Source organism: Herbidospora solisilvae, assembly GCF_009901565.1.
Lineage (GTDB): Bacteria > Actinomycetota > Actinomycetes > Streptosporangiales > Streptosporangiaceae > Herbidospora > Herbidospora solisilvae.
In genome coordinates this window covers 20634-40332 of the sequence record NZ_WXEW01000010.1, presented here as the reverse complement: position 1 = coordinate 40332, position 19699 = coordinate 20634, and the positions used below count along the sequence as shown (strand labels likewise).

Here is a 19699-nt window from a genome sequence, read left to right as displayed (position 1 = left end):
TTGACCGAGACCCTGTTCCACGGAGGCCGCGTCCTCACCCCCGGCGGCTTCGCCGAAGCGGCGCTGGTCCGCGACGGAGTCATCGCCGCCGTGGGCGCGACCGACGAGGTCGCCACCCCGGCCGCGGAGCCGTTCGACCTGGCCGGCGGCCTGCTCACGCCCGGCTTCACCGACAGCCACGTCCACCCGGTCCAGGCCGGCCTCGAACGCGCGTTGTGCGAACTGTCGGAGGTGTACGGCCTCGACGCCTACCTCCAGGAGATCGCCGAGTACGCCGCCGCCCACCCCGACCGCGAGTGGATCCAGGGCGGCGGCTGGGACATGGCCGCCTTCCCCGGCGGTCTCCCCCGGCGTGAGCAGCTCGACTTCCTCGACCGCCCGGCCTACCTGATCCAGCGCGACCACCACGCGGCCTGGGTCAACACGCGGGCCCTGGAACGGGCGGGCATCACCAAGGACACCCCCGACCCCGCCGACGGCCGCATCGAACGCGACCCCGACGGCACCCCGACCGGCGTCCTGCACGAGGGCGCGATGGACCTGGTCGGCCTGCTCACCCCCCGCCCCACCGCCGCCGACCAGGAGGCCGCGCTGCTGGACGCCCAGCGGCACCTGTTCTCCCTGGGCATCACCGGCTGGCAGGACGCCATCGTCGGCTCCTACGCCGGCTCCGACGACCAGCTCCCCACCTACCTGTCGGTGGCGGGAAGGGGCCTGCTGAAGGCCCGCGTGGTGGCGGCGTTGTGGTGGGACCGCACGCGGGGCGCCGAGCAGATCCCGTCACTGGTCGAGCGCCGCGCCTCGGCGGCGGGGCTGGAGAGGTTCCGCGCCGGGGCCGTCAAGATCATGCAGGACGGCATCGCCGAGAACTTCACCGCGGCGGTGATCGAGCCCTACTGCCAGCCCGATCTCAAAAGCCGGGATGAGATCGGATGTCACTGCGGCGGAACGGGCCTTTCCTACGTGGATCCGGAGCTCCTGAAGGGCTACGTCCGCGAACTCGACGCGCTGGGCTTCCAGGTGCACTTCCACGCCATCGGCGAGCGCGCCGTCAGGGAGGTGCTCGACTCCCTGGAGGGCACCGACCCCGCCAACCGCCACCACGTCGCCCACCTCCAGATCATCACCCCCGACGACGTGCCCCGGTTCGCCAAGCTCGGCGCGGTGGCCAACCTCCAGCCGCTGTGGGCCGCCCACAGCCCGCAGATGGACGAGCTCACCCTGCCCTACCTGGGCGAGCCCCGGTCGTCGTGGCAGTATCCGTTCGGCGACCTGGTCGCCTCCGGCGCGCGCCTGGCGGCGGGCTCCGACTGGCCGGTGTCGTCGGCCGACCCCCTTGAGGGCATGCACGTCGCGGTCAACCGGGTCGAGCCGCCCGGCTCCCACCACGCCGGGCACTCCGCGCAGCCGTTCCTCCCCGGTCAGGCGCTGGACCTGCGCACGATCATGACGGCGTACACGGAGGGAAGCGCCTGGCTCAACGGGTCGCCGGCGGGCGTGATCGAACCCGGCCGCCCGGCCGACCTGGTCGTGCTCGACCGCGACCCCTTCGCCCAGCCGGCCGAGGAGATCGCCCTCACCAGGGTCCGCGCCACGTTCATAGACGGCGACCAGGTGTTCTGACGCACGAAAAAGCCCCGCTGCCAGGGCAGCGGGGCCGTTTCGGCGAGTCCTAGTAGATCGGACGCGAGGAGGAACGCAGCCGCTCCAGCGCCTCCGCGAGGATCTGCGCGCCGTCCTTGTCGCTCCGGCGCTCCTTCACGTAGGCAAGGTGGGTCTTGTAGGGCTCGTTGCGCGGCGGAGCAGGCGGGTTGGCCTGGTCCTGACCCGCGGGCAGGCCGCAACGGGGGCAGTCCCAGAACTCCGGGACGGCCGCGTCGCTGGCGAAACTGGGACGCGTCTCGTGAAGATTCGCGCACCAGAAGGCGACACGCACTCGGGGGGCCGCCTCGCCGCGCTCGGCCTCGCCCATCGGGCCGGCTCCGACTCGACTGCCACGGATCGCGTTGCCACTACCCACGGATTACTCCTCGCTCGATCGCCCCGCGGGGAACACGGGGAGAGAATGAACCCTATGTGACGCTTGGGGCTGCTACGGCTTGAGCAGCAGGCCGAGCGCGATGATGCAGACGAACCACACGACGCCGGTGATGACCGTGAGGCGGTCAAGGTTGCGCTCCACGACGGACGAACCGCCGAACGACGAGGCGAAGCCGCCGCCGAACATGTCCGTCAGACCGCCGCCCTTGCCCTTGTGGAGCAGAACCAGCAGCACCATGAGGCAGCTCGACAGAATGAGGGCGATGGAGATTCCGATAGTCACGGTAGACCTTTTCCGGATAGCGCCTGAGCGGCATGACGATTCAAACGTGCTCTATGAGGGTACGACCTGGTGTCAAGTCGCACCCCCATAATGACCCAGCTAGGCCGACATCTGCGCTAAAACCGGCAGATCTTCACGAACTCCGCCGGGTCGAGGCTGGCCCCGCCGACGAGCGCGCCGTCGACGTCGGGCTGTGCCATGATCCCCGCGATGTTGTCAGACTTCACCGAGCCTCCGTAAAGGATACGGACGGCGTCGGCGACTTCCGTGTCGTACAGCTCGGCGAGTCGCACGCGGATCGCGCCGCACACCTCCTGAGCGTCGTCGGGAGTGGCGACCTCGCCGGTGCCGATCGCCCACACCGGCTCATAAGCGATCACGATCGTCTTCGCCTGCTCGGCCGTGACGCCCTTGAGGGCGCCGTCGACCTGGGCGAGGGTGTGCTCGACCTGGTTGCCCGCCTGGCGGACCGGCAGGCCCTCGCCCACGCACAGGATCGGCGTCACCGAGTGACGGTAGGCCGCCTGGACCTTGGCGTTGACCAGGGCGTCGTCCTCGGCGTGGTACTGCCGGCGCTCCGAGTGGCCGATCGCCACGAAGGTGCAGCCGAGCTTGCCGAGCATGGCGCCGGAGATCTCCCCGGTGTAGGCGCCGCCGTCGTGGGCGGACAGGTCCTGGCCGCCGTAGACGATGCGGAGCTTGTCGCCGTCGACCAGGGTCTGGACGCTGCGCAGGTCGGTGAACGGGGGCAGCACCGCGACCTCGACCTTGTCGAAGTCCTTGTCGGTCAGGGAGAAGGCGAGTTCCTGAACCAGCTTGATCGCCTCAAGGTGGTTCTTGTTCATCTTCCAGTTGCCGGCGATGAGCGGCTTGCGGCTCACGTCAGTCCTCCAGCGCGATCAGGCCGGGCAGTTCCTTGCCCTCGAGGTACTCGAGCGAGGCGCCGCCACCGGTCGAGATGTGCGAGAAGCCGTCTTCCGGCAGGCCGAGCTTGCGGACCGCCGCGGCGGAGTCGCCGCCGCCGACCACGGTGAACGCCTCGGAGCGCACGAGCGCCTCGGCGACGGCGCGGGTGCCGCCCGAGAAGGCCTCGAACTCGAACACGCCCATCGGGCCGTTCCAGAACACGGTCTCGGCGTCGGCCAGCTTCTGGGCGAACAGCTCGCGGGTGCGCGGGCCGATGTCCAGGCCCTCCCGGTCGGCCGGGATGGCGGTGGCGTCGACGACCTCGTGCTCGGCGTCCTCGGCGAACTCGGTCGCGGCGAGGATGTCGACCGGCAGGACCAGGTCGACGCCGCGCGAGGCGGCCTCGTTCAGGAACCCGCGGACGGTGTCGAGCTGCTCCTCCTGCAGGAGGGACTTGCCGACCTCGTAGCCCTGGGCCTTGAGGAAGGTGTAGGCCATGCCGCCGCCGATGAGCAGCCGGTCGACCTTGGTCAGCAGGTTGGCGATGACCTTCAGCTTGTCGGAGACCTTCGCGCCGCCCAGCACCACCGCGTAGGGGCGGGCCGGGTCTTCGGTCAGCTTCCTCAGCACGTCGACCTCGGCGGCGATCAGGCCGCCGACCGCGTGGGGAAGCTGCCTGGGCACGTCGTAGACCGACGCGTGCTTGCGGTGGACCGCTCCGAAGCCGTCGCCGACGTAGAGGTCGGCGAGCATGGCCAGGCGGGCCGCGAACTCGGCGCGGGCGGCGTCGTCCTTGGACTCCTCGCCCGGCTCGTAGCGCAGGTTCTCCAGCAGGGCGACCTGGCCCTCCTCCAGCGCCGCGACGGTGGCGCGGGCGGAGTCGCCGACCACGTCGGCGGCGAAGGCGACCGGCTCGCCCAGCAGCTCGGAGAGCCGCTTCGCCACGGGGGCCAGCGAGAACTCCGGCTTGACCTGGCCCTTGGGACGGCCCAGGTGAGCGCAGACGATCACCTTGGCACCCTTGCCGGCCAGCTCCCGGATCGTCGGGAGCGAGGCGCGGATGCGGCCGTCATCGGTGATCACGTCCCCGTCGAGGGGAACGTTCAGGTCGGCGCGCACGAGGACGCGCCGACCCTTCACGTCGAGCTCGTCGAGACCACGCATCAGAGCGAGGCACCCACGTACTCGATGAGGTCCACGAGGCGGTTGCTGTAACCCCACTCGTTGTCGTACCAGCCGATGACCTTCACCTGGTTGCCGAAGACCTTGGTCAGGCCGGCGTCGAAGATGCAGGAGCTCGGGTCGGTGACGATGTCGCTCGAGACGATCTCGTCCTCGGTGTAGGTGAGGAAGCCCTTGAGCGGGCCCTCGGCGGCGGCCTTGAACGCGGCGTTGACCTCTTCGACGGTCACCTCGCGCTTGAGGTCGACGGTCAGGTCGGTGGCCGAGCCCGTGGGGATCGGCACGCGCAGCGCGAAGCCGTCGAGCTTGCCCTTGAGCTCGGGCAGCACCAGGCCGATCGCCTTGGCGGCGCCGGTCGAGGTGGGGACGATGTTCAGCGCGGCGGCGCGGGCGCGGCGGAGGTCGCCGTGCGGGCCGTCCTGCAGGTTCTGGTCCTGCGTGTACGCGTGGATCGTCGTCATGAGGCCCTTCTCGATCCCGAAGGAGTCGTTGAGGACCTTGCCGAGCGGGGCCAGGCAGTTGGTGGTGCACGACGCGTTGGAGATGATCGTGTGGTTCGCCGGGTCGTAGGTGTCGTGGTTGACACCCATGACGATGGTGACGTCCTCGTTCTTCGCCGGAGCGGAGATGATGACCTTCTTCGCGCCGTTCTCGGCGTGGACCTTGGCCTTGTTGGCGTCGGTGAAGAAGCCGGTCGACTCGACGACGACGTCGACGCCCAGGTCGCCCCACGGAAGGTTGGCCGGGTCGCGCTCGGCGAACGCCTTGATGGGCTTGCCGTCGACGATGATCTCGTCAGCGGTCGCCTTCACCTCGTAGGGCAGGCGGCCCAGGATGCTGTCGTACTTGAGCAGGTGCGCGAGCGTGGCATTGTCCGTGAGGTCGTTGACAGCGACGACCTCGATGTCCTTGCCGCTGGCTGCGGCGGCTCGCCAGAAGTTGCGGCCAATGCGGCCGAAGCCGTTGATGCCTACGCGGATGGTCACGGGGATCCGATCTCCTCGTCCGTCGTTACGTGACTGAAACCTCGGTGCAGACCCTATCGGACTCAAATTGGTTTAGACCAAGTGGGTCTGCCGCAGGGCGGCATAGCGTAAGAAAGCCGCAAAGCGGGGCGACTTTCTGTAAAAAATTGCGCTGTGATGTGGGGTCTTCAGCCGCTCAGCATGTCGGCCGTGAGGCTCGCCTCGGTGGTCGGCAGGCCGAGGTCCTGGGCCCGCTTGTCGGCCATGGCGAGCAGGCGGCGGATGCGGCCGGCGATGGCGTCCTTCGTCAGGGGCGGGTCGGCGATCTGACCGAGCTCCTCCAGCGACGCCTGCTTGTGCTCCACCCGCAGCCGCCCGGCGATCACCAGGTGCTCGGGGGCGTCGTCGCCGAGGATCTCCAGGGCCCGCTGCACCCGCGCCCCGGCGGCCACGGCCGCGCGGGCCGAGCGGCGCAGGTTGGCGTCGTCGAAGTTGGCGAGGCGGTTGGCGGTGGCCCGGACCTCGCGCCGCATCCGGCGCTCCTCCCAGGCCAGCACGCTGTCGTGGGCGCCGAGGCGGGTCAGCAGGGCGCTGATGGCGTCGCCGTCGCGGACGACCACGCGGTCGACGCCGCGCACCTCGCGGGCCTTGGCGTGGATCTTCAGCCGGCGAGCGGAGCCGACCAGGGCCAGCGCGGCCTCGGGGCCGGGGCAGGTCACCTCCAGCGACATCGACCGGCCGGGCTCGGTCAGCGAGCCGTGGGCCAGGAACGCGCCCCGCCAGGCGGCCTCGGCGTCGCACGTCGCTCCTGACACGACCTGTCGGGGCAGGCCCCGCACCGGGCGGCCGTGGTTGTCGATCAAGCCGGTCTGCCGCGCCAGCGCCTCGCCGTCCTTGTAGACGCGCACGACGTAACGCGACCCCTTCCGCAGCCCCGCCGGGGCCAGCACCAGGACCTCGGCCTTGTGGCCGAACACCTCGCCAATGTCCTTGATCAGGCGGCGGGCCGTCACGTTGGTGTCGAGCTCGGCCTCGATCACGATCCGGCCGCCCACCAGATGGAGCCCGCTGGCGAACCTCAGCAGCGTCGACACCTCGGCCTTGCGGCAGCAGGGCTTCAGCACCGGCAGACGGCTCAGCTCGTCTTTTACCACGCCTGTCATGGCCATTAGCGCGTGTCCTCCCCCAAACAGACTATGGCCGTTAGTCTCTCGCACGCTGACTAGGGGGTATCACCGCTTCTCGCGGAAAATCTCGTCCAGGACAGCGGCAAGGCGTGGTGCGTCATGCCTGGCAGATCCGTCAGAGGCGCCCACATCGGCCAATACCAGACGGCCCCCGAGGGCCACCACGGCCTTCTCCAGTTCGCCCGGTTCGGGAACCACGCCCCGATCTGCGACGACGGCGTCGACCAGCAGCGACGGCGCGTGGTCGCGGAGCACCTCCAGGTGGTTCTCGGGCGAGAAGCCGTCGGTCTCCCCCGGCTGGGGAGCCAGGTTGAGGATGACCAGCCGCCGGGCGCTCGTGGTCGCCAGCGCCCTGGCCAGCTCGGGCACCTTCAGATGCGGCAGCACGCTGGTGAACCAGGAGCCGGGCCCGAGCACCACCCAGTCGGCCTCGTGGATGGCCGTGACCGCCTCGGGAGACACCGGCGGATCGGATGGAACGAGCGAAATCGCCCGCACCCGGCCGGGCGTGAGCGCGCACGCGACCTGCCCCCGGACGATCGTGACCGCGCCGTCGAGCTCCACCTCGGCCTGGATGTCGAGCGGCACCGAGGCCATCGGCAGCACCCGCCCGTGGGCGCCGAGGAGACGGCCGACCCACTCGAGCGCCTTGACAGGGTCGTCAAGGAGCTCCCAGAGCGCCACGATCAGCAGGTTGCCGACCGCGTGTCCCTGCAGGTCGCCCTCGCCGTGGAAGCGGTGCTGGACGACCCGGGACCACGTCTGGCCCCACTCGTCGTCGCCGCAGAGCGCGGCCAGCGCCATGCGCAGGTCGCCGGGCGGCAGCACGCCGAGCTCGCGGCGCAACCGGCCGCTGGAGCCGCCGTCGTCGGCGACCGTGACGACCGCGGTGAGGTCGGTGGTGACCCGGCGCAGGGCGGAGAGGGAGGCGTGCAGACCGTGGCCCCCTCCGAGCGCGACGACCCTCGGTCTCGCGGGGGCGTCGTCACTCACTCGCGACCCACGTCGCGGTGGCTGACCTGGACGTCCATGCCGCGTTCGCGCAGCCGCGCGCCGAGCTGCTCGGCCATGGCCACGCTGCGGTGCTTGCCGCCGGTGCAGCCGACGGCGAGGGTGGCGTAGCCCTTGCCCTCGCGGGTGTAGCCGGCGGCGACCACGCCGAAGACCTCCTCGTAGCCGTCGAGGAACTCCTTGGCGCCGGGCTGGCTGAGCACATATTCCCTCACCGGGACGTCGAGACCGTTCATCGGCCGCAGCTCCGGCACCCAGTGAGGGTTGGGCAGGAAACGGCAGTCGACCACGAGGTCGGCATCGACCGGAAGGCCGTATTTGTAACCGAACGACACCACGTTGACCTTAAGGCCTGGCCGGTCCTCCCCGCCGAAGAACGAGACGATCTTCTTGCGGAGTTCGTGGACGTTGAGCTTGGAGGTGTCGATCACCAGGTCGGCGTTGGCCCGGACCTCGCGCAGGATGCCCCGCTCGCGGTCGATGCCGTCGACCAGGCGGTTCTCCGCCTGGAGCGGATGGGGCCGGCGGACGTTCTCGAACCGGCGCACCAGCTCGTCGTCGCTGGCCTCCAGGAACACCACCCGCACCTCGACCCCGCGGCCGTCGAGCTCCTCGATGGCCGCGTTGAGGTCGGTGGTGAACGCCAGCGACCGCACGTCGACGACCGCCGCGACGTGGTCGGCGGCCAGCTTGACCCGCCCGGCCTCCTCGGCCAGCGAGAACAGCAGGCCGGGCGGCAGGTTGTCGATGACGAACCAGCCCAGATCCTCCAGCGCCTTGGCCGCGGTGCTGCGCCCGGCGCCGGACATGCCGGTGACGATCACGAACCCGGGCTCACCGGACTTGTTGTCGCTCATGCGCTCTCCCCCTTCAACGCCGCGACGATGGCCTCGGCCGTCGCCGGCCCGATGCCGGGAACCTCGCATATCTCGGCGGCGGTCGCGTCACCTAGGCGTTTCACGGAGCCGAAGTGACGGAGAAGAGCCTGCCGCCGGGCGGGACCGAGACCGGGGACCGCGTCCAGAGCGCTCTCTTTGAGCGATCGGGACCTCTTGGCACGATGGTAGGTGATCGCGAAGCGATGCGCTTCGTCACGGAGCCGCTGCAGAAGGTAGAGGGCCTCACTCGATCGCGGCAGGATCACCGGCTGGTCGTCGCCCGGCAGCCAGACCTCTTCGAGCCGCTTGGCCAGGCCGCACACCGCCACGTCGTCGATGCCGAGCTCGTCGAGGGCCCGCTGGGCCGCCGCCGCCTGGGCGGGGCCGCCGTCGACCACGACCAGGTTGGGCGGGTAGGCGAACTTGCGCGGGCGGCCGGTCTCGGGGTCGATCGGCTCACCGGTGGGTTCGCCGCCGAGCTCGCCGGTGGCGCTGCGTTCTTCGAGGTAGCGGCGGAACCGCCGGGTGATGACCTCGTGGATGGACGCGACGTCGCCTTCGGTGGATTTGATCTGGAACCGCCGGTATTCGCTCTTGCGGGCCAGCCCGTCTTCGAAGACGACCATCGAGGCGACCACGTTGGTGCCCTGGATGTGGGAGACGTCGTAGCACTCGACGCGCAGCGGCGCCTGGTCGAGGTCGAGCCCCTCGGCGAGCTCCTGGAGGGCCTTGCTCCGGCTGGTGAGGTCGCTGGAGCGGCGCAGTTTGTGCTGGGTGAGGGCCTCTTTGGCGTTGCGCTCCACGGTCTCCATGAGCGCCCTCTTGTCGCCGCGCTGCGGGACCCGCACCTGGACGCGGGCGCCCTTGGCCTCGGAGAGCAGCTCGACCACGGCGTCGAGGTCGGGCGGGGTGGCCGGGACGAGGATCTCGCGCGGGATCTCGGCCTCGGAGTACATCTGGATCAGGAAGTGTTCGACCAGGTCGCCGGGCGAGGACTCCTCGACCTTGTCGACCACCCAGCCGCGCTGGCCGCGGATGCGCCCGCCGCGCACGTAGAAGACCTGGACGGCGGCTTCGAGGTCGTCTTCGGCCAGCGCCACGACGTCGGCGTCGGTGGCGTCGCCGAGCACCACGGCCTGCTTCTCCAGCGCCTTCTGCAGGGCCTGGACGTCGTCGCGCAGGCGGGCGGCGCGTTCGTACTCCTCGACCGCGGCGGCCTCGCGCATCTCCTGTTCGATGCGCTTGATGAAGCGGGTGGTGTTGCCCGCCATGAAGTCGCAGAAGTCTTCGGCCAGGGCGCGGTGCTGCTCGGGGGTGACCCGGCCGACGCAGGGCGCCGAGCACTTGTCGATGTAGCCGAGCAGGCAGGGCCGCCCGATCTGCCCGGCCCGCTTGAACACCCCCGCCGAGCAGGTGCGGACCGGGAAGACGCGCAGCAGCAGGTCGACGGTCTCGCGGATGGCCCAGGCGTGGCTGTAGGGCCCGAAGTAGCGGGTGCCCTTGCGCTTGGCGCCGCGCATCACCTGGACGCGGGGGAACTCGTCGGACATCGTCACCGCGAGATAGGGATAGGACTTGTCGTCGCGGTATTTGACGTTGAAGTGGGGGTCGAACTCCTTGATCCAGGAGTATTCGAGCTGGAGGGCCTCGACCTCGGTGCCGACGACCGTCCAGTCGACGCGGGCCGCGGTGGTCAGCATCGACTGCGTGCGGAAGTGGAGGCCCGCGAAGTCGGCGAAGTAGGAGTTCAGTCGTTGCCGCAGGCTCTTCGCCTTGCCCACGTAGATCACCCGGCCGGAGGGATCCCTGAAACGGTAGACGCCGGGGGACTCGGGGATCGATCCGGGTGCGGGCCGATAGGTTGCCGGATCAGCCACCCTCAAAGACTATCCGCCCCCGCTGACATTCCGATTCCATGATCGAGGACATCATGGGAGCGTCTCCATCATCTGCGGCATCGCCGCCACGAACCCGGCGAGACATCCGATTGCGGTCACGACGGCGTAGGGCCGCCACCCGGTCATCCGCTCCCCCAGGTGTCGCGCCAGCGCCAGATGGCACGTCAGCACGACGACCGGAACGAACCGGGCGAACTCGTAGCGCCCCGCCCACGCGGCCACGCCGACGACGCCCGTCCCGAGGGCGGCGATGATCAGCAGTTCCCTGCCGAGCGGACGGCGCAGCCCGTAGAGGAGGGCGGGAACGCCGAGCAGGGCGAGGCCGTACCGGAGATGCGGGTCCTCCACCAGCGGCGCGTGCACCTCCGAGAACTCTGGAGAGTCGGCCAGCACCCCGGTCACGTCGGGGTAGGGCCAGGCGAGCGCGAGCGCGATCGCCCCCACCCCCGCGGGCACGATCAGCACCAGCCGCCGCCACTCCCACCGCCGGGCCACCAGGATGCCCACCACGCCGAGCAGCGTCGCCACGGCGGCGAACGGATGGACGAGCAGGATCGCCGGCGGCAGCAGCACCAGCCCGACGAGCCCGCGCCCGCTCTCCCGGAACCGCACGAACACCGTCCACGTGAGCACCATCAGCGCTAAGGCCGGCGTCGACGGGAAGGCGAACGAGAACGACAACGAGGTGAGCCCCGGGAACCCGGTAGCCCCGAGCCCGCTGACCCCCCACAGGACCACCGTGAAGACCGCCGCCAGCGCGGCGACGGAGTCACGCGCGCCGAGCTCCCGCCCGAACGCCCGCAGCGCGACCAGCAGCAACAGGACGTTCAGTATCCCGGCGGCCGCCAGAACGGTCTCGGGCCCGGCGCCGGAGATGCGGGCCAGCATGGCCAGCCCGAGGACGTAGGGCGTCGGCGTCCACCCCCCGGCCGTCGGCTCGTCGAGCATCGCCCGCAGGGTGGCGACGTGGAGATCCCAGTCGGCCAGCCAGGCATGCCGGAAGGCGACGAGCACCCCCCACCCCAGCACCGCCCCCGCGGCCAGGACGAACCACCCCGGCCGACCGGCCCGCGCGAACCCCCACACCACTCCATGATCATCACCCGACCGTCAACCGAGCACCCCCGACACCCCAAGCGGCGCCCTCGACAGCCGCTCCGATTCAGGAGCCTGTGAGAACACCCACGCCCGACGCCCGAGCCGCGCGTGCGGAGCACGCGCCGTCCAACTACGCCAGGACGATGCTGTCGCCGCTGACCGTGATCTGCTTCTCCTCCAGAGGCGACGGCGCGGGCCCGCCGGCCACCGACCCGTCGGAGATCTTGAACTTGCTGCCGTGGCACGGGCAGTTGATGGTGCCGCCCGAGATGCTGGCCACCGTGCAGCCCGCGTGGGTGCAGACGGCCGTGAAGCACTTGAAGTTGCCGGGCGTCGGCTGGGTGATGACGACCTTCTCGGCTTCGAAGATCTTGCCGCCGCCCTCGGGGATGTCTGCCGTCTTGGCGAAGGCGTTGGCGGCCTGCGCGGGCGGCTCCTCCTCGGCCGGCGGGTCGGCCGGTTCCTCGTCCGGCTCGCCGGCCGGGGGCGCCTCGGACTGGGCGTCGCCGGTCGGCGGCGGGTTGTCGCCCCAGGCGGGCTTGGCCTGGTCGGCGGGCACCGAGCCCGGCGGCTCGGCGCTGGTGGCCGCGCCGGAGGAGTAGCCGGTGCACGCCGTCAGGGCGGCGGCCAGCCCGGCGCCGCCCACCGCGAAGACCAGGCCCCGCCGCGTCAGCGCGCTCGTGACCTGTTCCTGCTCAGAGGTGCCGTCAACGTTCATTTCCATCCTCCGCTGGGGGACTTCGCGATCATAGGTAGGTACGGGGCCAACCCCGTTCTCGGTTCAGCCTGACCTACCGGATCCCGGCGGAATATGAAGAAATGCACTTACAGGTCGAGGATCTTCCGCAGGAACAGCCCGGTGTGGCTGCCGTCGACCAGCGCGACGTCTTCCGGGGTGCCGGTCGCGACCACCCGGCCGCCGCCCGAACCGCCCTCAGGGCCCATGTCGATCACCCAGTCGGCCGTCTTGATGACGTCGAGGTTGTGCTCGATCACGATGACCGTGTTCCCGGCGTCGACCAGCCGCTCCAGCACGCCCAGCAGCCGCCGGATGTCCTCGAAGTGGAGGCCGGTGGTCGGCTCGTCGAGCACGTAGATCGTGCGGCCCGTCGAGCGCCGCTGCAGCTCGGAGGCGAGCTTGACGCGCTGGGCCTCGCCGCCCGACAGGGTGGTGGCGGGCTGCCCCAGGCGGACGTAGCCGAGGCCGACGTCGTTGAGGGTGCGCAGGTGGCGGCTGATCGCCGGGATGGCCTCGAAGAAGTCGAGCGCCTCCTCGATCGGCATGTCGAGGATCTCGGCGATCGTCTTGCCCTTGTAGTGGACCTCCAGCGTCTCCCGGTTGTAGCGGGCGCCGTGGCAGACCTCGCACGGGACGTAGACGTCGGGCAGGAAGTTCATCTCGATCTTGATGGTGCCGTCGCCGGCGCACGCCTCGCAGCGCCCGCCCTTGACGTTGAAGCTGAACCGGCCCTGCTGGTAGCCCCGGATCTTGGCCTCGGTCGTCTGCGCGAACAACTTCCGGACGTGGTCGAACACCCCGGTGTAGGTCGCCGGGTTGGAGCGCGGGGTGCGCCCGATCGGCGACTGGTCGACGTGGACGACCTTGTCGAGCTGGTCGACCCCGGTCACCCGGGAGTGCCGCCCCGGCACGGTCTTCGCGCCGTGGAGCTCCTTAGCCAGGGAGTTGTAGAGGATGTCGTTGACCAGCGTCGACTTGCCCGACCCTGACACCCCGGTCACGGCGGTGAAGACGCCGAGCGGGAACTCGACGTCGATGCCGCCGAGGTTGTGCTCCCGGGCGCCCTTCACCACGAGCTGGCGCTTGCGGTCGCGCTTGCGGCGCTTCTTGGGCACCGCGATGGCCCGCCGCCCCGACAGGTAGGCGCCGGTCAGCGACTCTTCGCTGGCCAGCAGCTCTTCGACGGTGCCCGAGACGACCACCTGGCCGCCGTGCTCGCCGGCGCCGGGGCCGATGTCGACCACCCAGTCGGCCGCCGCGATGGTGTCTTCGTCGTGCTCGACGACGATCAGGGTGTTGCCCATGTCGCGCAGCCGGATCAGGGTCTCCAGCAGGCGCATGTTGTCACGCTGGTGGAGCCCGATCGAGGGCTCGTCGAGGACGTAGAGGACCCCGACCAGGCCCGAGCCGATCTGGGTGGCGAGCCTGATGCGCTGGGCCTCGCCGCCGGCGAGGGTGCCGGCGGCCCGGTCGAGGGTCAGGTAGTCGAGGCCCACGTCGAGCAGGAAGCCCAGGCGGGCGTTGATCTCCTTGACCACCCGCTCGGCGATCTGCATGTCGCGCTCGGAGAGCTTGAACCCGGCCAGGAACTTGGCGCACTCGCCGATCGACAGGCCCGCGACCTCGGCGATCGAGGACCCGCCGACGGTCACCGCGAGCGAGACCGGCTTGAGGCGGCGGCCCTTGCACGCCGGGCACGGGATCTCCCGCATGTAGCCCTCGAACTTCTCCCGCACCGCGTCGCTCTCGGACTCGGCGTGGCGGCGCTGGATCCACGGGATCACGCCGTCGAAGTCGGTGTAGTAGGAGCGCTGGCGCCCGAACCGGTTGCTGTAGCGGATGTGGACCTGCTCGTTGTGCCCGTGGAGCAGGGCGTTCTGCTGGGCGCGGGTCAGCTTCTCCCACGGGGTGTCGAGGTCGAACCCGAGCGCGTTGCCCAGGCCCTCCATCAGCTTCTCGAAATAGTCGCTGGTGTGGCCGCCCGCCCACGGGGTCAGCGCGCCGTCGCCGAGGGTCTTCTCGGGGTCGGGGACGACCAGCTCGGGGTCGACCTCCATGCGGGTGCCCAGGCCCGTGCACTCGGGGCAGGCGCCGAACGGCGAGTTGAACGAGAACGACCGGGGCTCCAGCTCCTCGAACGACAGGTCGTCGTAGGGGCAGTAGAGGTGCTCGGAGTAGAAGCGCTCCCGGTTGGGGTCGTCGGCCTCCAGGTCGACGAAGTCGAGGGTGATCGTGCCGCCCGACAACTGCAGCGCGGTCTCGACCGAGTCGGTCAGGCGCCGGCGGGCCGAGTCTTTGACCGCCAGCCGGTCGACGATCACCTCGATGTCGTGCTTCTCGTACTTCTTGAGGGTCGGCGGTTCTTCCAGGCGGATGATCGTGCCGTCGACGCGGGCGCGGGCGTAGCCCTTGGTCTGGAGCTCGCGGAACAACTCGGCGTATTCGCCCTTGCGGCCCCGGATGACCGGCGCGAGCACCTGGAAGCGGGTGCCCTCCTCCAGCTCCAGGACGCGGTCGACGATCTGCTGCGGGGTCTGCCGGGCGATCGGCCGCCCGCAGGTCGGGCAGTGCGGCTTGCCGATGCGGGCCCACAGGAGCCGCAGGTAGTCGTAGACCTCGGTGATCGTGCCGACGGTCGAGCGGGGGTTGCGGCTGGTCGACTTCTGGTCGATCGAGACCGCCGGGGACAGTCCCTCGATGAAGTCGACGTCGGGCTTGTCCATCTGGCCGAGGAACTGCCGGGCATAGGCCGACAGCGACTCGACATAGCGCCGCTGGCCCTCGGCGAAGATCGTGTCGAAGGCCAGGCTGGACTTGCCGGAGCCGCTCAGCCCGGTGAAGACGATCAGGGCGTCTCGGGGGAGATCGAGAGAGACGTCCTTCAGATTGTGTTCGCGTGCGCCACGCACGACGAGACGGTCAGCCACAGCGTTCCCGATGGTCGTTGGGGTCTACAGGTGTGCGTCGGGCAGGCTATCCGCCGCCACCGACAAAAACCGGCCCGGCCGGTCTCCCCCTGCTCATCCAGAGTATGCAGGCGGTCAAACCTGTTGTCCCGTGGACGAGGATGAAGCCATGTCCCTCCTTCACGACTACCGGGCGGAGCTCCAGGCCGCCGACGCCCGGCTGATCGCCACCGTGGCCGCCCTGTCCGACGACGAGATGCGCGCCCCCTCGGCCCTGCCCGGCTGGACCCGCGGCCACGTGGTCACCCACGTCGCCCGCAACGCCGACTCCCTGGTCAACCTGCTCACCTGGGCCCGCACGGGCGTGGTCACCCCGCAGTACCGCGACGCCGCCGAACGCGACGCCGGCATCGAGGCGGGCTACGCCAGGCCCGCCAAGGAGCAGCTCGCCGACCTGGAGGAGAGCACCGCCCGCTTCGCCGCCGCCGCCGACGCGGTCCCCGACGACCGGTGGAACGCCCTGATCAGCGGCACCCGCCCGCCCGAACACCCCGCCTGGTACATCGTCATGCGCCGCCTGCGCGAGGTCGAGATCCACCACGGCGACCTCGGCACCGCCTACACCTGGCGCGACTGGCCCGACCGCTACGTCCACTGGGAGTGGCGCGACTCCCCCGCGCTGGCGGACGAGCCGACGTACCGGAGCCTGACCGCGACCGACACCGGCGAGACGATCACCGGGGCCGACGGCCCCGACCTGCGGGCCACCAAGCGGGAGCTCGTCGCCTGGCTGATCGGCCGGCACACCCCCGACGGCTTCCCGGCTCCCCCGCCCTGGATGGTCCGGTCGGCCCCCGACGGCCTAGCGTGATCTCATGACCTATACGGGAGACGTGTCCAAGGGCGGCCCGGCCGACGTCCGGGAGCTGGAGAAGATCACCATCGCCAAGATGGAGGTCGGCGACTTCGGCAACAACACCTATCTGATCCGCTGCCGGGAGACCGGCGACGGCATGCTGATCGACGCCGCCGCCGAGCCCGGGAGGATCCTGGAGCTGATCGGCAGGCAGCCCATCAGCGTGATCGTGACCACCCACCAGCACGGCGACCACTGGGGCGCCCTGGAGGAGGTCGTCAGGGCGACCGGCGCGACCGTGGTGGCGGGCCGTGAGGACGCCGGGGCGCTGCCGGTCGAGGCCCGTCCCGTCGACGGCGGCGACCGGGTGACCGTCGGGGTGACCGACCTGGAGGTGATCCACCTGCGCGGCCACACGCCGGGCTCGATCGCCCTCTACTACCCGGGCCACGTCTTCACGGGAGACTCGCTGTTCCCGGGCGGCGTGGGCAACACCTGGAAGGACCCGGAGCGGTTCACCCAGCTCTACACCGACGTGGTGGAGCGCATCTTCGACCGCTTCGACGACGAGACGTGGGTCTATCCCGGCCACGGGAAGGACACCACGCTCGGGGCCGAACGTCCCGCGCTGCCCGAGTGGAAGGCGCGCGGCTGGTAGGTCAGCGCGCGCCCAGCACCCTGGCGATGAGCGTGGCGGCGGCGTCGGGCTCCTCGGCGCTCTCGACGACCTCGCCCCACGACCACCGGTAGAACCAGCCGCCCTGCAGCGAGACGCAGTCGACGGTCTCGTTGAGCAGGGCGGCCTCGGGGTCGCTCACCTTCAGCGACGGCGGATCGAGCCGAAGGGTGACGTCGAAGCCGCGCTGTTCGAGTTCACGCGCCAGCTTGCCGAGGAAGTAGGACCGGGTCAGCTCACGCGGGGCGGTCGCCATGTGCCCATTCAACAACGGCGGCGCCGCCCCGGAACAGCCGCCCCGTCACGAGTCGGCGGCGCGGCGTTCCTTGCGCTGGGCCCGCTTGAACATCAGCACCCGCAGCGGGATCGCCGACACGATCGCGATCTGCATGATCGCGCCGACCTGGATGAGCTGGTCGCCGCCGGGCAGACCGGCCGCCCAGATCGTGAGGCAGGCCACGTTGATCATCATCCAGCCGAGCACGACGGCCGCCAGGTTGCCCTTCGGCTTGGGGTACTCGATCCGGCTGATCATCAGGTAGGACGTGGCGAAGATGCCGAGGACCGTCCAGATCGTCGGCTGGAACAGCAGCACGATCGAGACGATCGTCATGGCGCCCATGGGGATGGGCAGGCCCATGAAGTCGCCGCTCTTGGTCTTCACGCAGGCGAACCGGGCGAGCCGGGTCACCCCCGCGAGCAGCACCGACGCCGCGGCGGCCAGCACGAGCCACAGGGGCAGCGGGGCGTCGAAACCGCCCCAGATGACGATCATGAACGCCGGCGCGAAGCCGAAGCTGATCACGTCGGCGAGGTTGTCGAGCTCGGCGCCCATCGCCGAGGCCCGGAACCGGCGGGCCACCAGCCCGTCGAACAGGTCACAGGTCGCGCCGACGAGCAGCAGCACGACGGCGGTCCCGAAGAACCGGGGGTCGGGCTCGAACTTGCCGGTCATCCTCAGCTGGTCGATCGCGCTGTACGCCAGCACGACCACCGACAGGAACCCCGACAACGCGTTGCCCAGAGACAGCAGGTCGGCCGCCGACAGGCGGAACGCCTTGCCGACCGGCCCTATCGGTTCTTCCTCTTCTTCGACGGACCAGGTTCCGGCCCTGATATCAGGCGCGGTCAATGCGGGTCACCCCAGCCACGGTCTTGTCGCCGACGGTCACGGCGGGCTCGACGCCCTCGGGCAGGTAGAGGTCGACCCGGGAGCCCAGCCGGATCAGCCCGACGCGGTCGCCCTGGGCGACCTTCGCGCCGGCCTGCAGATAGGGGACGATTCGGCGCGCGACGGCCCCGGCGATCTGGACCATCTCGATGTCGCCGAGCGCGGTGTCGAAGTGCCACACCACACGTTCGTTCTTGTCGCTGTCCTTGTTGAACGCGGGCACGAAGCCCCCCGCGACGTGCTCGACCGAGACGACGGTCCCGGCGGCGGGGGCGCGGTTGACGTGGACGTTCAGGGGGCTCATGAAGATGGCGACGCGGGTGCGGCCATCGGGCCAGGGGTCGACGCTCTGCACGACGCCGTCGGCGGGCGAGAGCAGCCTCCCGGCGCCGGGCGAACGGTCAGGATCACGGAAGAACCAGAGCATCCCTCCCGTGAGGGCCGTCAGCGGCACCGCCGCGAGAGCCCACTTGGGAGACCGAGCGGTCAGCGCCGCGGTAACGGCCGCCGCGGCCGCTGTCGGAGCCAGCCACGGCGACACACCGCGCGCGAGCCGTATGCGCGGGCGAGGACTTTCCATTTCGTTCGACACTAGGAGCCTTTGTACTCTTTTGCGACTAGAGGACGGATTTGCGACTTAGGCAGTTATGTTACCGATGCCACAGTCCCTAACCGTCCTCTTTCGCGTCAAGCACGGCACCCCCGAGGGGTTTCGAGGCCTTAGTGGCGCTCCGCCTGCTCCGGGGCGGCGTCCGTGTCGACGACCGGAGGGGTGCGGCGGGACTTGATGATGCTCGCCACCGTCGTGATCACCATCGTGCCGATGATGACGCTCAGCGAGACCTGGATCGGGATCTTCGGCGCCCAGTCGACCACGTCGTGCATGGCCTCGAGGATCAGCTTCACGCCGATGAAGGCGAGGATGAAGGCCAGGCCGTAGCTGAGGTAGACCAGGCGCTGCAGCAGACCGCCGAGCAGGAAGTAGAGCTGCCGCAGACCCATCAGGGCGAACGCGTTGGCGGTGAAGACGATGAACGCGTCGGTGGTCAGACCGAAGATCGCGGGGATGGAGTCGAGGGCGAACAGCAGGTCGGTGCTGCCGATGGCGATCATGACGATCAGCATCGGGGTGACCATCTTCTTGCCGTCGACCCGGACGATCATCTTGGAGCCGACGTAGTCGGGGGTGGTGGGGAACGCCCGGCGCGCGTAGCGCAGCAGGATGTTCTCGTCGAAGTCCTCTTCGCTCTTGTTGTGGTCGCGGATCATCGTGTACGCGGTGTAGAGGAGGATCGCGCCGAACACGTAGAAGAGCCAGTGGAAGGAGTTGAGGGCGGCGGCGCCGACGACGATGAAGAACCCGCGCATGACCAGCGCGATCAGGATGCCGATCGTCAGCACCTTGTGCTGGTAGGCCTTCGGCACCGCGAACCTGGACATGATGATGAAGAACACGAACAGGTTGTCGATGCTCAGGCTGTATTCGGTGATGTAACCGGCGAAGAACTCACCCGACTGCTGCGGGCCCGCGAAGATCAGCAGGCCGATCCCGAACAGCACGGCGAGCGCGACGTAGAGACCCACCCAGAATCCCGCCTGACGGAGGGAGAACTCTCTGGGCTCCCCTCGGTCGACGACCCACAGGTCGATGGCGATGACCACGAGCAGGCCGATGATGACGGCAGCCCAACCCCACACGGGAATGTCCAATTCCTTAATCCCTCCGGCGCGCGACGAAACACACTGCCGGAGGTCTCTCCCGCCCCTGGAAAACCTCCAGACACGGACCGACGGCCCCGGGTGCTGACACCGTGATGACGGGACCGTCGCGAAGGGATACTCCCCCCCAACGCGAACAGTATAGAGACCATGCCCAAGGGCTTCTGAACCCCAGGGGCAGGTT

Annotated in this window: 19 protein-coding genes; 3 read left to right on the top strand and 16 right to left on the bottom strand. The window is 69.8% G+C overall.

What is annotated here, in order from left to right; translation table 11 throughout:
* Positions 1–1623, top strand: a complete 1623-nt coding sequence (locus GT755_RS30765) for an amidohydrolase (protein WP_161483094.1) — start codon at positions 1–3, stop codon at positions 1621–1623.
* 49 nt (positions 1624–1672) lie between these two features.
* Here the strand turns inward: GT755_RS30765 and GT755_RS30760 are convergent, their stop codons facing one another.
* From GT755_RS30760 to uvrA, 12 genes are all read right to left on the bottom strand, one after another.
* Positions 1673–2020, bottom strand: coding sequence for an RNA polymerase-binding protein RbpA (locus tag GT755_RS30760; protein ID WP_081898407.1), 348 nt, complete (start codon positions 2018–2020; stop codon positions 1673–1675).
* A 72-nt stretch (positions 2021–2092) separates the two neighbouring features.
* Complete coding sequence (gene secG, locus GT755_RS30755) at positions 2093–2323, bottom strand: preprotein translocase subunit SecG (protein ID WP_030452236.1); 231 nt, start codon at positions 2321–2323, stop codon at positions 2093–2095.
* 116 nt (positions 2324–2439) lie between these two features.
* Positions 2440–3204 carry a triose-phosphate isomerase gene (gene tpiA, locus GT755_RS30750; RefSeq protein ID WP_161483093.1) on the bottom strand — a complete coding sequence of 255 codons (765 nt, stop codon included), beginning with the start codon at positions 3202–3204 and terminating at the stop codon, positions 2440–2442.
* Position 3205: 1 nt separating this feature from the next.
* Entirely contained in the window at positions 3206–4393 is a 1188-nt protein-coding gene (locus tag GT755_RS30745; RefSeq protein WP_161483092.1) for a phosphoglycerate kinase, read from the bottom strand.
* Positions 4393–5397, bottom strand: coding sequence for a type I glyceraldehyde-3-phosphate dehydrogenase (gap, locus tag GT755_RS30740; protein WP_161483091.1), 1005 nt, complete (start codon positions 5395–5397; stop codon positions 4393–4395). Before gap ends, GT755_RS30745 begins: the two co-directional genes overlap by 1 nt.
* 167 nt (positions 5398–5564) lie before the next feature.
* On the bottom strand, positions 5565–6545 hold the full coding sequence (gene whiA, locus GT755_RS30735; RefSeq protein WP_030452232.1) for a DNA-binding protein WhiA: 981 nt from the start codon (positions 6543–6545) through the stop codon (positions 5565–5567).
* 63 nt (positions 6546–6608) lie between these two features.
* Positions 6609–7556, bottom strand: a complete 948-nt coding sequence (locus GT755_RS30730; protein WP_161483090.1) for a gluconeogenesis factor YvcK family protein — start codon at positions 7554–7556, stop codon at positions 6609–6611.
* The gene (gene rapZ / locus GT755_RS30725) at positions 7553–8431 is read right to left on the bottom strand and encodes an RNase adapter RapZ (protein WP_161483089.1); all 879 of its coding nucleotides are present in this window, start codon (positions 8429–8431) and stop codon (positions 7553–7555) included. The genes GT755_RS30730 and rapZ overlap by 4 nt, the downstream gene beginning before the upstream one ends.
* The gene (gene uvrC / locus GT755_RS30720; RefSeq protein ID WP_161483088.1) at positions 8428–10329 is read right to left on the bottom strand and encodes an excinuclease ABC subunit UvrC; all 1902 of its coding nucleotides are present in this window, start codon (positions 10327–10329) and stop codon (positions 8428–8430) included. Before uvrC ends, rapZ begins: the two co-directional genes overlap by 4 nt.
* A gap of 51 nt (positions 10330–10380) precedes the next feature.
* Complete coding sequence (locus tag GT755_RS30715) at positions 10381–11439, bottom strand: hypothetical protein (protein ID WP_161483087.1); 1059 nt, start codon at positions 11437–11439, stop codon at positions 10381–10383.
* Between the two features lie 139 nt (positions 11440–11578).
* The gene (locus GT755_RS30710; protein ID WP_161483086.1) at positions 11579–12166 is read right to left on the bottom strand and encodes a Rieske (2Fe-2S) protein; all 588 of its coding nucleotides are present in this window, start codon (positions 12164–12166) and stop codon (positions 11579–11581) included.
* Positions 12167–12273: 107 nt separating this feature from the next.
* A complete protein-coding gene (gene uvrA / locus GT755_RS30705) occupies positions 12274–15114 on the bottom strand; it encodes an excinuclease ABC subunit UvrA (RefSeq protein ID WP_161483085.1) in 2841 nt (946 codons plus the stop codon).
* Positions 15115–15262: 148 nt separating this feature from the next.
* Here uvrA and GT755_RS30700 point away from each other — a divergent pair, with 148 nt between their 5' ends.
* Together GT755_RS30700 and GT755_RS30695 are read left to right on the top strand one after the other, a co-directional pair.
* Positions 15263–15964: a maleylpyruvate isomerase N-terminal domain-containing protein gene (locus tag GT755_RS30700; protein ID WP_161483084.1), complete on the top strand. Its 702-nt coding sequence runs from the start codon at positions 15263–15265 to the stop codon at positions 15962–15964.
* A 4-nt stretch (positions 15965–15968) separates the two neighbouring features.
* Positions 15969–16607, top strand: coding sequence for an MBL fold metallo-hydrolase (locus GT755_RS30695; protein ID WP_161483083.1), 639 nt, complete (start codon positions 15969–15971; stop codon positions 16605–16607).
* 1 nt (position 16608) lies between these two features.
* On the opposite strand, the gene GT755_RS30690 is transcribed toward GT755_RS30695, so the two are convergent.
* From GT755_RS30690 to GT755_RS30675, 4 genes are all read right to left on the bottom strand, one after another.
* Complete coding sequence (locus GT755_RS30690; protein ID WP_161483082.1) at positions 16609–16881, bottom strand: hypothetical protein; 273 nt, start codon at positions 16879–16881, stop codon at positions 16609–16611.
* A 45-nt stretch (positions 16882–16926) separates the two neighbouring features.
* Positions 16927–17757, bottom strand: a complete 831-nt coding sequence (pssA, locus tag GT755_RS30685) for a CDP-diacylglycerol--serine O-phosphatidyltransferase (RefSeq protein WP_161483081.1) — start codon at positions 17755–17757, stop codon at positions 16927–16929.
* Entirely contained in the window at positions 17744–18376 is a 633-nt protein-coding gene (locus GT755_RS30680; RefSeq protein ID WP_161483080.1) for a phosphatidylserine decarboxylase, read from the bottom strand. Before GT755_RS30680 ends, pssA begins: the two co-directional genes overlap by 14 nt.
* A 140-nt stretch (positions 18377–18516) precedes the next feature.
* Positions 18517–19494: a TerC family protein gene (locus tag GT755_RS30675; RefSeq protein ID WP_328794584.1), complete on the bottom strand. Its 978-nt coding sequence runs from the start codon at positions 19492–19494 to the stop codon at positions 18517–18519.
* Between the last annotated feature and the right edge of the window lie 205 nt (positions 19495–19699).